The sequence below is a fragment of the Nitrosomonas sp. genome (assembly GCF_019752415.1).
Classification (GTDB): Bacteria; Pseudomonadota; Gammaproteobacteria; order Burkholderiales; family Nitrosomonadaceae; genus Nitrosomonas.
Genome location: NZ_JAIEME010000062.1, coordinates 1 through 16,212 on the forward strand (window position 1 = coordinate 1; position 16,212 = coordinate 16,212).

The 16,212-nt window shown below is 43.8% G+C and carries 13 protein-coding genes and 1 pseudogene; 3 read left to right on the top strand and 11 right to left on the bottom strand.

Annotated features, from left to right (window positions below):
* Positions 1–326: 326 nt before the first annotated feature.
* The 3 genes and pseudogenes from K2P83_RS10170 to K2P83_RS10180 all read right to left on the bottom strand — a co-directional run bounded on the left by K2P83_RS10170 (position 327) and on the right by K2P83_RS10180 (position 4,601).
* Positions 327–2,201 (bottom strand): pyruvate kinase, encoded by a 1,875-nt coding sequence (locus tag K2P83_RS10170; RefSeq protein ID WP_292928826.1) that lies wholly within the window; start codon positions 2,199–2,201, stop codon positions 327–329.
* Between the two features lie 193 nt (positions 2,202–2,394).
* Positions 2,395–2,588 (bottom strand): annotated as a pseudogene (locus tag K2P83_RS10175) (IS200/IS605 family transposase); the annotation flags it as partial.
* A gap of 48 nt (positions 2,589–2,636) precedes the next feature.
* Positions 2,637–4,601, bottom strand: coding sequence for an EAL domain-containing protein (locus tag K2P83_RS10180; RefSeq protein ID WP_292928828.1), 1,965 nt, complete (start codon positions 4,599–4,601; stop codon positions 2,637–2,639).
* A gap of 472 nt (positions 4,602–5,073) precedes the next feature.
* Between K2P83_RS10180 and K2P83_RS10185 the strand changes: the two genes are divergently transcribed.
* Complete coding sequence (locus tag K2P83_RS10185; protein WP_292928830.1) at positions 5,074–5,937, top strand: DNA adenine methylase; 864 nt, start codon at positions 5,074–5,076, stop codon at positions 5,935–5,937.
* Between the two features lie 76 nt (positions 5,938–6,013).
* On the opposite strand, the gene K2P83_RS10190 is transcribed toward K2P83_RS10185, so the two are convergent.
* The 3 genes from K2P83_RS10190 to K2P83_RS10200 all read right to left on the bottom strand — a co-directional run bounded on the left by K2P83_RS10190 (position 6,014) and on the right by K2P83_RS10200 (position 9,042).
* Entirely contained in the window at positions 6,014–6,430 is a 417-nt protein-coding gene (locus K2P83_RS10190) for an NUDIX domain-containing protein (RefSeq protein ID WP_292928832.1), read from the bottom strand.
* Positions 6,431–6,772: 342 nt separating this feature from the next.
* The gene (locus K2P83_RS10195) at positions 6,773–7,525 is read right to left on the bottom strand and encodes an AAA family ATPase (RefSeq protein WP_292928834.1); all 753 of its coding nucleotides are present in this window, start codon (positions 7,523–7,525) and stop codon (positions 6,773–6,775) included.
* Positions 7,522–9,042, bottom strand: coding sequence for a CHAD domain-containing protein (locus K2P83_RS10200; RefSeq protein ID WP_292928836.1), 1,521 nt, complete (start codon positions 9,040–9,042; stop codon positions 7,522–7,524). Before K2P83_RS10200 ends, K2P83_RS10195 begins: the two co-directional genes overlap by 4 nt.
* A 514-nt stretch (positions 9,043–9,556) precedes the next feature.
* On the opposite strand from K2P83_RS10200, the gene K2P83_RS10205 reads away from it, so the two are divergent.
* Positions 9,557–10,888: a PhoH family protein gene (locus K2P83_RS10205; RefSeq protein WP_292928838.1), complete on the top strand. Its 1,332-nt coding sequence runs from the start codon at positions 9,557–9,559 to the stop codon at positions 10,886–10,888.
* 192 nt (positions 10,889–11,080) lie between these two features.
* Here the strand turns inward: K2P83_RS10205 and K2P83_RS10210 are convergent, their stop codons facing one another.
* Positions 11,081–12,403 carry a glycerophosphodiester phosphodiesterase family protein gene (locus K2P83_RS10210; RefSeq protein ID WP_292928840.1) on the bottom strand — a complete coding sequence of 441 codons (1,323 nt, stop codon included), beginning with the start codon at positions 12,401–12,403 and terminating at the stop codon, positions 11,081–11,083.
* Positions 12,404–12,531: 128 nt separating this feature from the next.
* The gene (locus K2P83_RS10215) at positions 12,532–12,750 is read right to left on the bottom strand and encodes a hypothetical protein (protein WP_292928842.1); all 219 of its coding nucleotides are present in this window, start codon (positions 12,748–12,750) and stop codon (positions 12,532–12,534) included.
* Between the two features lie 67 nt (positions 12,751–12,817).
* On the opposite strand from K2P83_RS10215, the gene K2P83_RS10220 reads away from it, so the two are divergent.
* Positions 12,818–12,943 carry a hypothetical protein gene (locus K2P83_RS10220; protein WP_292928844.1) on the top strand — a complete coding sequence of 42 codons (126 nt, stop codon included), beginning with the start codon at positions 12,818–12,820 and terminating at the stop codon, positions 12,941–12,943.
* Between the two features lie 499 nt (positions 12,944–13,442).
* On the opposite strand, the gene pstB is transcribed toward K2P83_RS10220, so the two are convergent.
* The 3 genes from pstB to pstC form a co-directional block, all read right to left on the bottom strand.
* On the bottom strand, positions 13,443–14,222 hold the full coding sequence (gene pstB, locus K2P83_RS10225) for a phosphate ABC transporter ATP-binding protein PstB (RefSeq protein ID WP_363279539.1): 780 nt from the start codon (positions 14,220–14,222) through the stop codon (positions 13,443–13,445).
* Positions 14,223–14,387: 165 nt separating this feature from the next.
* Complete coding sequence (gene pstA, locus K2P83_RS10230; RefSeq protein ID WP_292928848.1) at positions 14,388–15,233, bottom strand: phosphate ABC transporter permease PstA; 846 nt, start codon at positions 15,231–15,233, stop codon at positions 14,388–14,390.
* 9 nt (positions 15,234–15,242) lie between these two features.
* Positions 15,243–16,205, bottom strand: coding sequence for a phosphate ABC transporter permease subunit PstC (pstC, locus tag K2P83_RS10235; RefSeq protein WP_292928850.1), 963 nt, complete (start codon positions 16,203–16,205; stop codon positions 15,243–15,245).
* Positions 16,206–16,212: the final 7 nt, after the last annotated feature.

Sequence of the window (16,212 nt, forward strand, 5' to 3'; positions counted from 1 at the left end):
CGAACATAGTGAGGAATCTTGCAATTAACACGAGGTCACTTCTAAAAATCCAAATTTCGTCACAACACTTTGTTACTCGAAAAAAATGTTTCCTTACATATCATGCATATGCTGCGTAACCATTTTTTTCTCGTGCCTCGTTTTGTTTAGAACTTTGAATTTTTAGAAGTGCCCTTGATAGCTTTGAATCTGCACTTTTCGCAATCTTGGCCATTACTGACATTGAACCCTGAGGAGATTGATCTATAAAACTTTTTGGATGAGCTCTGAATTCTTAGAGGCTCCTTATGAATCAGAAGAAAAACTTACTTTCTCCCAGCGATGGCTCACCAATGCAGGCGCCGCAACAGCGATATCTTCTTATTCTGATGGGATTGCATGCGATGCAGGATGTCGTCCAATGACTGGATTGCCTCGATAATATGTGATCCTTTGTTCAGCATAACGCATTCGGCACGCACACCCATCGCCGCATCGGTTATTTCAGCGCGACTGGGTTTGCCGCTCTTGGATAATCCCTCCAATACCTGCGTAGCCCATATCACCGGTAAACGCGCCGCCTCAGCCAACCAAAGAATTTCTTCCTGTAATTCCGCCAATCTTTCATAGCCGCATTCCACCGCCAGATCACCACGCGCAATCATTACACCGACATTTGATGATCGCAGCAAAGTCAACAACAGTTCCGGTAGATTCTCAAACGCAGCGCGCGTTTCGATTTTCAGCACGATCCCCAATTTTTCAGCTTTCAACCGTTTCAAATGCTTTTGTAATAACAGAATGTCAGCAGGCCTTCTGACAAATGAAAGTCCGACCATATCTGCATGTTTCACGACAAACTCCAGGTGCTCTATGTCTTGTTCCGTCAGACCATTCAACTCAAGTCGGCTATCCGGTAAGTTGATGCCTTTATTCGCGAGCAGTTTCTCTCCACCTTCGCGGGCTTGCGTGATTTCAACGACTAATTTATTTTTACAGACACTGCGAATTACGCCACCGATTCTGCCATCATCAATCAGGATACGTTCACCTGGCTGGACGTTTAGAAATACTTCCGGCAAGGAACAGGCAATACTGGCTGCATGCAGCAATCGTCCTCCCGCATCGAACTGGGCTGGCGTACCCGGCAAAGGTTCAGATGTGATATTCAGATTGTCTTCAATGTGTAATCGGATCAATTCAGGTACTGGCGATAGCGTTCCGACAATGCCGGTACAACCCGTACGACGTGGGTGCCCGGACACAGGTACCCGCAGGCGATTGAGTGCTATACCAGGCGTGATATAGGTGGTTTGATTGGATTCGCCCCAAAAGCCTGTTCCAATTTGACCAACCAATTGCACGCTACGGGAGGAACCCCGCGCGTCAGTAAACTCAATGATATCGCGCGATGTAAATTTTGCCAGCCAATCTCCCTGTACAGGCAGACAAGCATCTGCAGGAGCCGGGCTGGGAGAAGTATCGCTTTCGGGATGCAACCATATTCGCGCGGGTGCAATCACGTTGCCATAGAGATCTCGCTGTGGCTTCCATTTAAGTACAGCCGGACCTGGGGCAATTTCGCCAGTGCGCAACTTAGGACCACCCAAATCCATTAGGATACGGCAAGGCCTGCCGGTTTCACGACGCGCCAAATTGATATGCGCAATCATGCGGTTCCATATTTCAGGTGTATCATGCGCACAATTGATGCGGGCGCAATCCATACCATGGATAAGCATGTCTTTGATCAACGAATAATCGTCCGCCACTCCGCCTGGCATCGTGACCATGACCCGGGCTCGGCGATGCGAAGGAGGCTTGCCAAATAACTGATTGGTGTTGCTTTCAAGCTGCGTCGCGCCTCCCCCAGAGGCGGTAGGCGATATTTTGTCAGCTGATTTCTTCCCTAATGCGCAACACAAAAGATCAATGATCGCATTGAGATTGGCGAAGACATGCGATTCCATGCGGCCTAACGATGAGAGACCCACTGCCGCCAATCTTTCTTGCAGCGACCGTATATCCCGTCGCCTCAAGCCAAGATAGTGAATCAGATTAACGGCACTGAATAGATGGGAAGGATTTATATTCTGCAGTGTTGTCGAAGATGAGTACTCAAGTTCCAATAGTTCACTCCGCAACCCTTCCAGTTCATTCAGCAAGCTGGCATAGGGATGCAGTTCTTCAGATTTGCGCGAACCCGGTTTCTGTTTAATCATAATCCCAACAATTTTCAGGGATACGAGAAGTAATTTTATAAATTATAAAAAAATAATATTACATCTATATGACGAACCACCAGTTGCACATACCTATTTGAAAGTTAGCTCACGTTAAATTAACTCCGGCAGAGCCGGATACTTATCGCTGAAGCTCCTCAAAAAGGCAGTTTGCGAGCCGCTAAAGCGGCACCTATATTCTCAGTTTCAATTGATCATAATGCTCATCTTCCTTTTTTAATCTCGGATATACGCACTGACAATTTCCTCGTCCAGTCCAACCGTCGATACAAAATACCCACGAACCCGAAAACTCTATCCCGTGAAATTCCTTCCTCTACAACCCAATTGGCGCGCTATTGATATCGCACTTTTACCTTTAATAAAACTAAATATTGCTATTACTTGTGCTAATACATTATCCTGGCGTATAAATTAGGCCACTTTCTCCGTGATCGCAGAGGCACTCGTCCGAGCGATCATTTCGGCCAAGTGGCCTGCATCGATTGGTCGGCTGTAAAAATAACCCTGCATTTCAGTGCATCCATATCCCTGCAACAGCCGTGCCTGATGAGCATCTTCCACGCCCTCCGCAACAAGTCCGATGCCCAGACTGTGCGCAAGCGCTGAAATGGCCTCTACAATCGCAGCATCCTTGGTGTTGTTGGCAAGATCCGTGATGAAACTACGATCGATTTTGAGACAGTCGATTGGAAATCTCTTGAGATAACTGAGAGACGAGTAGCCGGTTCCAAAGTCATCGATTGACAGAGCGACACCGAGCCCCTTCAGAGCATGCATGAGCGAAATGGCATTCTCGGTGTTATCCACCAATAGGCTTTCTGTTAGCTCCATTTCAAGATAGGATGGATCGAGCCCGGTTTCCGCCAGGGCCATGCGTACGGTGTTTACCAGTGATTCGCTACGGAATTGCCGCGAAGAGAGGTTCACCGACACGCATATCGGCGAGAGTCCCATATCCTGCCACGATTTGTTCTGGCGGCACGCCTCCCTGATTACCCAGGCACCGACCGGTACGATAAGCCCAGATTCTTCGAGTTGAGAAATAAAGCGGCTCGGAGGTACGATGCCCCATTCAGGGTGTTTCCAGCGCAACAATGCTTCGACCCCGATTACCTGCTGCGTGCGAGCACACACCCGCGGCTGGTATTGGAGAAAGAACTCTGAATTCGCCACCGCGCGACGCAATGCCGTCTCCATCTGGAGTTGGTTTTCGACCCGTTCGTTCATCTCAAGCGAAAAAAAACTGAAGCAACTGCCACCCAGCTCTTTCGCGCGATACATAGCGGTGTCGGCACATTTCACGAGATAATCAGCAGATTCCCCGTCCCGAGGGTAAACGGCCATGCCGACACTTGCGGATATCGTGAACTCTTCTCCCTTCAACTCTATTGGCTTGCCAATTACGGCGAGTATGCGTTGTGCAACATCTGCCGCTTGTTCGGGAATTTTTACGTCTTCGAGAATCACCGTGAATTCGTCACCCCCCATACGAAACAGGATATCACTTTCACGTAATGCGTCCCGAATTCGCTGTGCAGTTAGGCAAAGCAACTGATCTCCAGCATCGTGACCGAGACTATCATTGATCAACTTGAAACGGTCGAGATCAAGAAACATTACCGCCATTGTCCAGCCTACGCGCTTTGCGCGGCGCACCGCTTCCTCAGTATGCTCAGTAAAACTCGCACGGTTAAGAAATCCAGTCAGGGGATCGTGATAGGCTAGATGGCGCATATGTTCTAAATCCTTTTCGCGTTGCAATTGCTGCTCATGGATTAGACGATCAGATCGTTTTGTGAACACCCACATAAGCATATAGATAAGCGACATAAGAAGAATTAACCAGCCGATAGAGCGGATCTGCTGTGTATACATGGCGCTTATTAAGTGCGTCGTATCGGAATCAATGGCAATGATGCCTTCAACTGGTGCAGCATCAAGAATCCGGATAGGTACGTAGCTAGTCACGATGTGACGCTCTTGCAACTCGCCGCGGTTTGTTTTATAGACGTCGTGGTATGCAAGCGTGCTTATCACCTTGCCATTGCGTGCACTACGATAGTGCGCATCTGCGAATTGAAGATCACCAATCTGCTCCGCGTTGGTGGAATAGACGACGAGACCGTTCATATCAAGAAGAGTTACATTGACTACGTTGACACCGCGCAACAACATGCGCAGATCGCGGTGAATATGGCGTATCTCATCGCTGCTTTGTAGCTCTTCACGGTTGAGGGATGCTGCGCTCTGTACGAAACCCGCATGGCTGGGCCACATGGAGTTTGCGTATGATTTTGTGAGCATCAAGCTTACCTGCCTCTGGCCATCAATTAGCGATTCCTCGGCAAACAAGTGATAGAAATAGCCTAGCATCATAGTCGCCAGTATCATTGTAAACAGAACGATTATCGAAGAGTAGCGTGCGAGTCGATTCATATTGATTTGATAAATGAATTAATTGGAATTGCATCGTGTTTGAAGTAGTCGTTAACGGGTCAGACACATAATCCTTTAGCGACATATAAGAGGTATTTGTATGAATAATAAGAAGAATTTATTGCAGAAATATTACAAATCAACAACTGCATCTATTAATTCTAAAATTAGCGAACTAGAGATTAATCATGGGTATATCGAATTACTTATTATTGTTGCTTATTTTAGCGTTAGAGGTTAAGTAAAAATTTCTATTCGAGATTACTTAATCAATACTCTCAAGTGTACAAATAAAACTCGCGATAAAATTTTGGATAATGCATTTCCATCAAATATATAATGAAAAAAATAGATTCCAGTTTTACGTTAGAATGGTTGCTAATATCGTGCCTAATTCACAATGGAATATCCGATGAAACTCAATACTCCTTTACGTTACCCAGGCGGAAAAAACAAATTATCAGGATTCATTAAGTTGATTTTTGAGCAAAATAATCTGTTCGATGGACATTATGTTGAGCCATACGCAGGCGGTGCGGGGATAGCAATAAATTTACTAACCCGCGGCTATGCATCCTGCATCCATTTGAACGATGCGAATCCTGCTATATACGCTTTCTGGCAAAGTGTTATCAATCAACCGGAAGCACTTTGCAGAGCGATTCACGATGTAGAAATAACAATGAAAGAATGGCAACGGCAGATTGCTATTCTAAATTTCCCTGCGGATCACAGTTCACTTGAAGTGGGATTCTCAATTTTTTTTCTAAATCGAATTAATCGCCTAGGAATCCTCTGGGGAGGATCTGCCGATGGAGTAAACCAAGATTGTCATTGGAAGCTTGATGCACGCTTTGACAAGGTTGACTTAATTCGCCGGATTGAATGGATTGCGCTGTACCGCTCACAGATTCACCTATATAACCAAAATGCGGCTGATTTTATTAAAACCGTATTACCAGTACTTCCCGTCAAAACACTTATTTATATTGACCTCCCTTCCTTTGTCAAAGGACGCCGGCTTTATGAAAACCACAATTTGCATAATGATCACATAAGTATTGCAGAACTGGTCAAGGAGCATATCACTCAGCACTGGATAGTTTCATGCGACAACAATCCGGAAATTATTGAGATGTACAAAGGTTATCCGACCACAATCTGTGATTTCAATCACAACGTACGACATCACAGCAAAGACTCTAAGGTTATGTTTTTCAGCAAAAAACTAATCATTCCTAGCTTAAAGAATCCGTTAAATCTAAAGTCTGCTTAACGGATGATCCCTCTCATCTATGTCTAGTAATCCAAGAAATTAAAGTAATACGCAAAACGGGAAGCATTATTAAATGCTAGGCATATATATTTTTTGCTAACTCTCGTTTTAGCTTTTTATTGGAAACTGACTTTAAATATTTTTTCAAACTTACCAGTTTACGCTTGCGGTCATGAATTTCCGGCCAGCACTTTAAAATACGCTTGACGTAGAGCAAAAAAACTGTTGTTTTGCGCTTGTGCTTGCCATTGGGGCTTTGCAGTAACACTTGCTCTCTGAAATGTTTATCAAGCTTACCGAGAATACCAGCCTCTTCAAACGCTTCCAGTGCCGCCACCTGCCTGTTATTGAGCTTCTTCTCCAATTTCCCTGTGGGTATAATCCACTTTCGTTCCTCACGACTGGTGACCAGATATACCTTAAGCCTAGTTTTTCTCATGACGACAGGGACTACTGCGATTCGCTTTTTCTTATGATGTTGCTTGCTAGCCATAATCCCGTTTACCTTCCTTGACTGGATGGGCACTCTGATAGCGTTTATTTTCAATCATCCCTAAAGCTGCAAACTCCGGCGGTGTAAAGGTAACAGCTTCCACTTTAGATTAAAACCCTACTTCTGATAATATCAAAGGTCTGTGTGATTCATTATAAATACCCTACTCAAGTCGATGACCATTCGGAATAAAACTATAACGTGATTTTTCCAGCTGCACTTCCTTGGTCAGGGATGATAGAAAATTCGATACTTCCTCATAAAAAACCCAGACTCTTTCCGGCGCAGGTCCGATTCTTTCTCAATTAAATAGAATTTTCATCCCATCTCAATTGCTCTAACTTATCCACACTTTCTCTCGGTTTCTGAAACTTCTTTCCAAAGTTTGATATAAGCGTAATTAGCTTGCTGGGATTTAGCAAAAACATCGACAGGTGCTTTGTGTACGCCCATTTTCTCGATATCTGATGAATATGGAATGGTTGTATTCAGAAACATTTTGTATCTTGCAGACATGGCTTCCATTGTTGCTTTGTGCAGTGACTTTTGTCCCTGAACCATTGAGAAAAAAGGCACGATCTTATTCTGCGGATAATCATTTTCCTCAAAAAATGCCATCAGCTGCTCAAAAGTCCGTTCTGAAAGCGGGGTAGGAATAACAGGCACCAGAACCAAATTAGATGCGATAAATATAGATTCCGACAGATAGCTAATGGATGGCGGACAGTCTAATATCACCAAGTCATATTCTTTATTGAAGCCTTTTAATACGCGCTTCAAACGATTTTTGCGTTTTTTGAAGCCTGCCAACAGTGTATCAAAGTTACGAAAACTCAAGTGTGCCGGAATAATATCCAGATTCTCAAAGTCACTCGCTTTAATGTGTTTTACCAAGTTTTCATACGCATTAAAAAAGCGCTTTGCCCATTTTTTTGAGGATGGCTTTATCCTGAAATAAAAGGACGAGGCACCTTGAGGGTCCAAGTCAATTAGTAATGTTTTTAACCCGGATTTAGCAGCCCAGTAGGCAAGATTGACCGCAGTAGCCGTTTTTCCGACACCTCCTTTCATGCTGTAGCAAGCAATCACTTTCATTTTGAATCTCCTGGCTCAGCTGCCCCAAATACCAAATCAAATTCAATGGCCATATTTTCTGTGAAAAAATCCGTTAATGCGACTTCAACTTTCGGACGTTCTTCTGTTTTCTTTTGATACAAAATTGCTATCAAACCACTTAAGGCTTTTGACATCTCAATCCGGGTATCATCAATATAACTGTTTAAAAACTCGATCTGGATACAATAATCATTGTAGTCACCCAATACTGTTTGTATCTTTTTAATTTCACTGACTATTTTACCTGTACGTTTCTTTGGCAGCAAATCAACAAAAAATTCGATCAAGTAGCGTAGCTTTTTAAATTCAATGCGTAATTCATGAATTTTTTCATCTGCTGACTGGCTATTAATAGCCGCGCCCATTGCTAACATTTTATGATAGCGTTTTAACAATAATTTTTTTACAGCTTGCAATACTGGTTTTGATGCCATGGGTGTTTGAAAAGCAGAGCTCTGAGATAATTCTGCTGCACAAGCAGTGACATCGTTCTTATACTCGGTAGAGGACAAATATCTAGCTAATTTATCTTTTTCTTGCTTGCGCTGTTTTTCAATTAAGCGATATAGCTCGTTTAAGCCACTTTCAAAATTTGCTGGCAACATCGCACGATAACTGTCTTGAGCCAGTATAAATACGTCTAGATCCCGAAGCTTATTCGTTTTACATGCAATTGAGGATAGTCTAGGTTTTAGCGTGTCAAGCATTGATGTCGGCAATGCTTGTTTTAACAAACTGATTAATGATCTTAGTTTTCGAACATTAACTCGAAATTGATGCAAAAACTCGGTGTCTGTATCTGCAATCACACCACCGACATAAAGCTTTGTCTGATCAAACATAGCAGTGGCCATTGCTCGTACCGCTTGCTCTGTCCGCATATCCTCCGTCAGAGATAGTAGAGTGCTTTGTTTTGGTTCGAGGGCCTGGATATTTTGACCCATTAACAGAAATCTCAATCCAAAATGATTAATTTCTGCCTTAATGAAGGGCCTGAGTAGCTGTGCAGCCCGGGTATAGTATTTTGTATAACCACGTAGCGCTTGTAGCGTGAGATAAAGGCCAATTTTGTTGCCAACCATCGTTTGTGTTAAACGACCTCTCACCACTATTTTTTGATCGTCATTGCGCAATGAAAAATCCGTCTCAAGCAAGTTTATGGATGCGATAGGTAATACCGCGCGCAAACCAACTAAACTTTGCAATTTGTCTTTAACTTGATTCCCTGAAAATTCCCACCAGAATCTGGCTCCACTTGATGCGCCAACTTCGCCCATACAGCCAGAAGGATCAATGAGTTGGAATTGCTGTTTATTCACTTGGCAAAGCAGATAATTCGCCTTCCACAGATGAGAATCAAAGTCATCGTAAAATTGTAGATTAGAGGTTGTGCCCGGATTAGCCTCAATATCAAACTCAGAGGATATTTCCGAGAGAATGTCGGTGTTCCTGGCCACCTCATTTAATTCCCAGGTATTTTCTGGCAATGAATTCATTTTTAAATTTGGTGTTATTGTTTAAATACTTAAGTATATTGCTTTCTAAGCGTAACAAGGAGTTTCTTTTCCTAATTTAAGAGAGTATAAAAAAGCAGGGGATTCTCTGTAGCGACAGAATCTTACGAACACATAACAGAATATGCCTCTATACCGCTTTCAGTTTAATTTGAGTACCAATCAACAAGTATTGAGTAGCCGGGGCGATAGTTCTACATCTCATGTTCGCCGATTTGACGATACGCTGCAATATTGCTCCCAATTAGAATGTCTTGGAGTTCACAGACGGCTATGTAAGCCATGACGGTGCGGCAGTAAGACTGGTATTCGCAAACTGCCTCATTCAGAAAATAGTGCTGAAATTCCGGCAGAAAACGTGGAAAGGCAAATCGTCCTACTTAAGTACGTCGATAGGGGGCAATCGGATAAGTATGCAGTATTCAATAAATGACTTACACGATACTGTAATAATTAATGACTAGTATTTTCATTTTATAAAACAAATTAGCTATTCATGCCGCGAAAGCAAAAGAAGATATATGTTCTTGATACCTCAGTTATTTTATACAACCACAACGCAATCTATAGCTTTGAAGAAAATAATGTAGCCATTCCAATCACCGTACTTGAAGAACTTGATCATTTTAAGAAGGGTAATGAGACAAAGAACTTTGAGACAAGGGAATTCATACGCATTATGGATAAACTGTCGGCAAATCACTCATTGCAAAATTGGATTCCCATTGGCCAACCGAATCACGGTCAATTTAAAGTGATTATGCAGGAACAGATAAATGGACTGGATGCTACAAAAATATTCGGACAAAACAATGCAGACCATCGCATTCTGAATGCGGTCATTTCTTTGAGTGCAGAATATCCAAAAAACAAAATAATCTTGGTAACCAAGGATATTAACTTACGACTTAAGGCAAAATCTCTTAATATTGCTGCTGAAGATTTTAAAACTGGGAAAATCAAAGACCTGGAGTCCTTGTATACCGGTAAGACGGTTATAGAGGGGTTGCCTAAAGAGATTATTGACAGCATCTACACGAATGATTTTTGTATGCCGGGAGATGTTGGCATCAAAGATCCTGTTCCCAATCACTACTTTATCCTGAAGAACAGTAAAACTTCTGTTTTAGTATTTTATAACCCTATATCGCAAAGAATCGAGCGCATTGAAAAAAAATCCGCCTACCGGATTGCACCGAGAAATGCAGAACAAGTTTTTGCTTTGCATGCGATCATTAATCCGAATATAAAACTGGTCACTTTGCAGGGCGTCGCAGGGACGGGAAAAACGTTGTTGGCATTGGCTGGTGCGCTTGACCAGAAAAGGCATTTCAAGCAGATATATTTGGCACGACCTATCGTACCACTAAGCAATAAAGACATTGGTTTTTTACCGGGTGACATCATATCAAAGCTCAATCCGTATATGGAGCCGCTGTGGGATAACCTTAAATTCATTAAAAGTCAGTTTAATGAGAAAGACAAAGAATATAAAAAGATTACTGATGCAGTCGATCAGGAAAAGTTAAAAATCACCCCTTTGGCTTATATCAGGGGCAGGAGCATTTCAAATGTCTTTTTTATTGTGGATGAAGCGCAGAATCTGACCCCCCACGAAGTAAAAACCATTATTACTCGCGCAGGTGAAAACACCAAAATTATATTTACCGGGGATATTTATCAGATAGATACCCCTTATCTTGATTCCCAGAGTAATGGATTGTCTTATCTCATTGATAAAATTAAGCATCATGAAATCTATGCACATGTGCGGTTAGAAAAGGGGGAACGGTCAAATCTGGCTAACTTGGCTAACCAATTGCTATAAAATTTGGGGCTTGTTTATGTTGGAATCTCACTCGGCTAATAACCCGAGCGGGTTAAATCAAAGAGCTACAGATGACGAGTGGAATATCAGAAACTAAAGTCTTTAAGTTTGCAAAAGAGCCAGCTTAATTTGCAAGAGAGCCAGCTTAAATGAGCTGAGCTCATTTGACCAGCTCTTTTGAAAAGACAGTGATTATTTAAGATTCATGCAATTAGCATAGTAAGTGACGGTTGCTGGCCAGTCAGAAAATATTCCTAATATACGAACATCTTTTGCCAATACATGTAAGGCATTAAACATATCCCCATCATTATTGATCACGCTGTTCTCAATATGGCTTGGATTTTGGTTCTCACCGTTAAGTGTTTGATAGTAGAAGCCACCCCCCGTTGCCAGCGGGCCAGATCGTTCAAATGTCCAAGCGATAATATCCAGTCCTGCTTTCTTAGCTCGGTTTGCATACAGTGAAGGAACAATTTCGCCCTCTTCAAGCTCCAGCAACATCCACATCGGCGGCGCGATAATCTTTACACCATTAGATGCCAATTGCTCCATAGAAGGTGACCAGGTTGCAGGGTTACGGTGGTCGAAGGCAGGATCTTCATAACGGCCATCCAAATAAACAGCCTGTTTCCCAAATTCAGGCTCGCTCTGTATCCAGTATAAAATATCATTGATATCAAATGACTGTGCCCACACTTTAGAAGCTGGAATACCAGCCTCTTTATACTCATTAATCATTTTCTGCGCATAATCTCTTTGCGAAAATCCATTGAATGGCATAGGCACACTGGGAGACTTAAGCTCCGGAGTCATTTTTACTCCCAGTTTCCGGAATAGCGCAATGCTTTCCTTATGAGTTAACAAGGTTCCGCGACTGGCATAAAGATCGGTTCGCCAATTTGGCGTCCCTGCCATAAAGTCACTCACCGTAGTTGCTAATGGATCAAAACCATCCATTTTGCCTTTCAAAGATTTAAATTCAGCTAAAGTGATGTCGCTGGTACAGCACTGCGCGGTGGCGGCACTGACCAGATTGCCGTTGTTATCAAAAACTGCAGGTTGAAATGGTACGGAGCAACGTTCAGCTAAGGCAGTTTCAAGAATATTGGTTGTGGTATGCAGATCACATTGAGAATGGCGGCATACTAATTCTTTATCCTGGGTAAAGGTGACATCACATTCCATAATGCCCGCGCCCATTTTCGCTGCTGCTTGATAGGATTCTTGAGTATGTTCTGGAAATTGTAGTGCCGCTCCGCGATGTCCAATAGAAAAATCAGTTCGTTTGAATGGACCTGTTTCGCAACTTTCCAGTTTTTTCTTAAGTGGGCCATCGTCCATATCATTGATTAAAAAAAAGGGGCGTGGACCTAACTGAATGCTGTGATTCTTACCTTGATGGTAATTTCTTCCGGATTCATCTTCATTGCCAGCCCAACTTGCTGTGGATAGTGAAAAAGCAATTGCAGCTGAGCCAATCATGGTTGTACCAATCAACATTATTTTACTCATACATACCTCCTGTGAGTTATTCGTATACTCATAGACTCTCTTTCATTGGATATCGCATCGGTATCCATGCTCTATGTTATTGAACAAACATTTCAGGCATATGATTATTTGATGAAGTTTAAGTAAATTTAGGATGAATTGATCTTGTGAGCAGATTTGAAAGCCTCTTTGTCAAGACCTTCATTATAAAACTGGTTGCCACCGGTTTTTATGGCTGAAGCAAACAGCTTCTTGTTGGCTGGAGGCGCCGGAACCGAAAAAATTATCTTCCAACTGAGGAAATTAGGCTGAAAGATATTGCCCGGAACATGAACGTCATCCTTCTCGGGTGAGCGAAATACTTCCATTATCGCAATTCCAGTGTCTTATTGGGGAAGGTAAAAACGCACGCAGAAGAGCGCGCGCATACACCTGATGAAGCGCCACAAGGTAAAGGATCGCGGGATAGGCCTTGGCCGTTTCCCGAGCCAATGGTTTTATACGCGCTATGGTCTATATAAGTTTCCGACAACGGCAGGCTGGAAATCTGCGCATGCCTAGCGTGAAGAACATCGGAAAGCCGTGTGCGGGAAAACCACACGCACGGCTTGATGAAGGAAGGCCGTTGAGAGCCTGGTCTGGTCTCTACCCTACGGTTGAATGCCCGCAATTTCAAGTCCCAACTGCTTTCCGCTTCTACTGCGACAATCGCATATTCCTGCGCTACAGCCTAAGGTAGTGGGAAGGATAAAGTTCTGCAAAACTTAATGAACTTGATTGGCCACTCGCTTGACCAGTCCCTCCAATTCCTCCAGAAACTTGGTAAGACTTTCCAGAACTTGATGAAGTTGATTGCTGCTTAATCATATCAATTAATTTCTGGATAATTAAATTCAGCAGTTACATGATTACTAATTATGCCGGATTGCATAAATAGCGTAGTAATCGGGCCGAAGCCGCAAATCGCCCCGAAGAAGCACAAAAATATCGTAAAATTTCATCATTTTTTATCAAAATGTTATATGGTGTTTCTTAAGAGGATAGAGAGAACCCTACCGTTCTAGCCAAATTTGCCAGTAATATAATCCTCTGTAGCTTTCTGTTTGGGTTTCGTAAAGATTGTATCGGTATCCGCAAACTCGATCAATTCGCCCAGGTACATGTACGCCGTATAGTCTGAAACGCGCGCTGCTTGTTGCATATTGTGAGTAACTATAACAATGGTGTAATCCTCCTTGAGCGTAAAGATCAAGTCTTCTATCCGCGCGGTAGAAATCGGATCAAGCGCCGAGGTCGGCTCATCCAGCAGCACCACTTCGGGTTTCACCGCAATCGTGCGTGCAATACACAGGCGTTGTTGCTGGCCGCCGGAGAGACTGATGCCGCTTTGATTCAGTTTATCTTTGACCTCTTCCCATAAAGCAGCTTTCTGTAGTGCCCATTCCACCCGCTCTTCCAGTTCGTTGCGATTTAAAGATTCATACAGTTTTACGCCAAACGCCACATTATCGAAAATCGACATCGGAAATGGGGTAGGTTTCTGAAAAACCATACCGACTTTGGCGCGCAGCATATTGATATCCTGCTTCTTGTCGAGAATGTTCATGCCATCCATCATGATTTCACCATGAGCTTCCTGGCTGGGATAGAGTTGATACATGCGGTTGAAAGTGCGCAGTAGTGTGGATTTCCCACATCCGGAAGGGCCGATGAAAGCAGTTATCTTATTCTCCCAGATATTCATGTTAATAGACCTCAGTGCCTGACATCCATTGTAGAAAAAGTTTAAGTCGTTGATGGATACTTTGGGTGCAATCGATTGCGAAGGGATTATATTCATCTCAGTTTTTAATTTTGGTTCGTTTATCGTTGATTGTTGGTAATCATGCGATCCCATGAATTTGCTGTAAAAAAGCATTTGTTGGTTTTTCATATTAATGATCCTCTTATAAACGTTAACCTGGAATTATTTACAGTGACTCATAAGTTTAATGGCGGAAGCACTCTAATTTGCCAAAGCTTGTTTACGTAAAAAGAATCGTGCTGCGATATTCAGCCCCAAAACACTCAGTGTGATCAGCAAAGCCCCAGTCCAGGCCAGCTCCTGCCAGTTCTCGTATGGACTCATAGCAAACTGAAATATAACGACGGGCAGATTGGCCATAGGTTGGTTCATATCCGCATTCCAGAATTGGTTGTTAAGTGAAGTGAAAAGCAACGGTGCGGTTTCTCCGCTGATGCGCGCAATGGCCAACAGCACACCGGTCATTATGCCGACTTTGGAAGCGCGCCAAGTGACCAGCGTCACTATTTTCCATTGTGGAGCGCCCAAAGCGGCGGCTGCTTCGCGCAAACTATCCGGAATCAGCCGCAGCATATCCTCAGTGGTACGCACGACGACCGGAATGACAATCAGCGACAGTGCCAGCGCCCCGGCCCAGCCGGAGAAATGCCCCATCTTCGCAACATAGACGGTATAAACAAAAAGACCAATCACGATTGACGGCGCAGACAGCAGGATGTCGTTAATGAAACGCGTGACGGGAGCAAGCCAGCCGCGCTGGCCATATTCAGCCAAATAGGTGCCCGCCATGATACCGACCGGCGTGCCGATCAAGGTGGCGAGTGTTACCATCGCCAGGCTGCCGGCGATCGCATTGAGCAGACCACCTGTGCTCCCCGGCGCTGGTGTCATCTGGGTAAATGTGGCGATGCTGATTCCGCCCAGCCCTTTCTCAAATAAGGTAAACAATATCCAGAATAGCCAGAACAAACCGAAAGCCATGGCCAGAATGGAGAAAGTAAGGTTAATGGCATTCACGATGCGCCGTCGCGTGTAAATTGAGATCATGATGCGCCTTTAGGTGGCCGTGCCTTCACGTTTCTTGAGTTGCACCAGCAGAATCTTGGAAAAAGCCAGCACAACAAAAGTAATAAAAAACAAAATCAACCCCAGCTCAATCAGCGCCGAGGTATAAAGTTCGCCGTCAGCCTCAGTGAATTCATTGGCCAGCGCTGAAGCGATACTGTTTCCCGGCATGAATAGTGAGGTATGTAACTGGTGCGCGTTGCCGATCACGAAAGTAACCGCCATGGTTTCACCCAAGGCACGGCCAAGGCCGAGCATGATAGCGCCGACTACGCCGATCTTGGTATAGGGGAGGACCACGTGCCAGATCACTTCCCAAGTAGTGGCACCAAAGGCATAGGCTGACTCCTTGAGCATGGGCGGCACAATCTCGAACACGTCACGCATGACTGCAGCAATGAAAGGAATCACCATAATCGCCAAAATAATACCGGCACTCAGCATACCGATACCCATAAAAGAGCCTTCGAAAAGAAAGCCGATTCCTGGCACTTGCCCTAGTGTATCCTGCAACCAAGGCTGAATATATTGAGCAAAAAGCGGTGCAAATACGAACAATCCCCACATGCCATAAATGATGCTGGGAATTCCTGCCAGCAACTCAATCGCCGTCCCGAGCGGACGGCGTAACCATGGCGGCGATAATTCCGTAAGAAACAATGCAATGCCAAAGCTGACTGGAATACCGATCGACAGCGCAATCATTGAGGTAATCAACGTACCCACGATAGGCACCAATGCGCCAAATTTCTCAGTAACCGGATTCCAGTCGGCACTAACAAGGAAATCGAAACCAAAAGCTTTGATGGTTGGAATACTGCCAATTATTAGTGAACCAATAAGTGCAGCCAGCAATGCGAAAACGACAAATGTAAAGAACCAAGTGACTTTATGAAATATCCGGTCAAATAGAAGCTGCCTTTTTAGCTTTGCTGCAAAGTGTATTTTTGACATTGTTTTG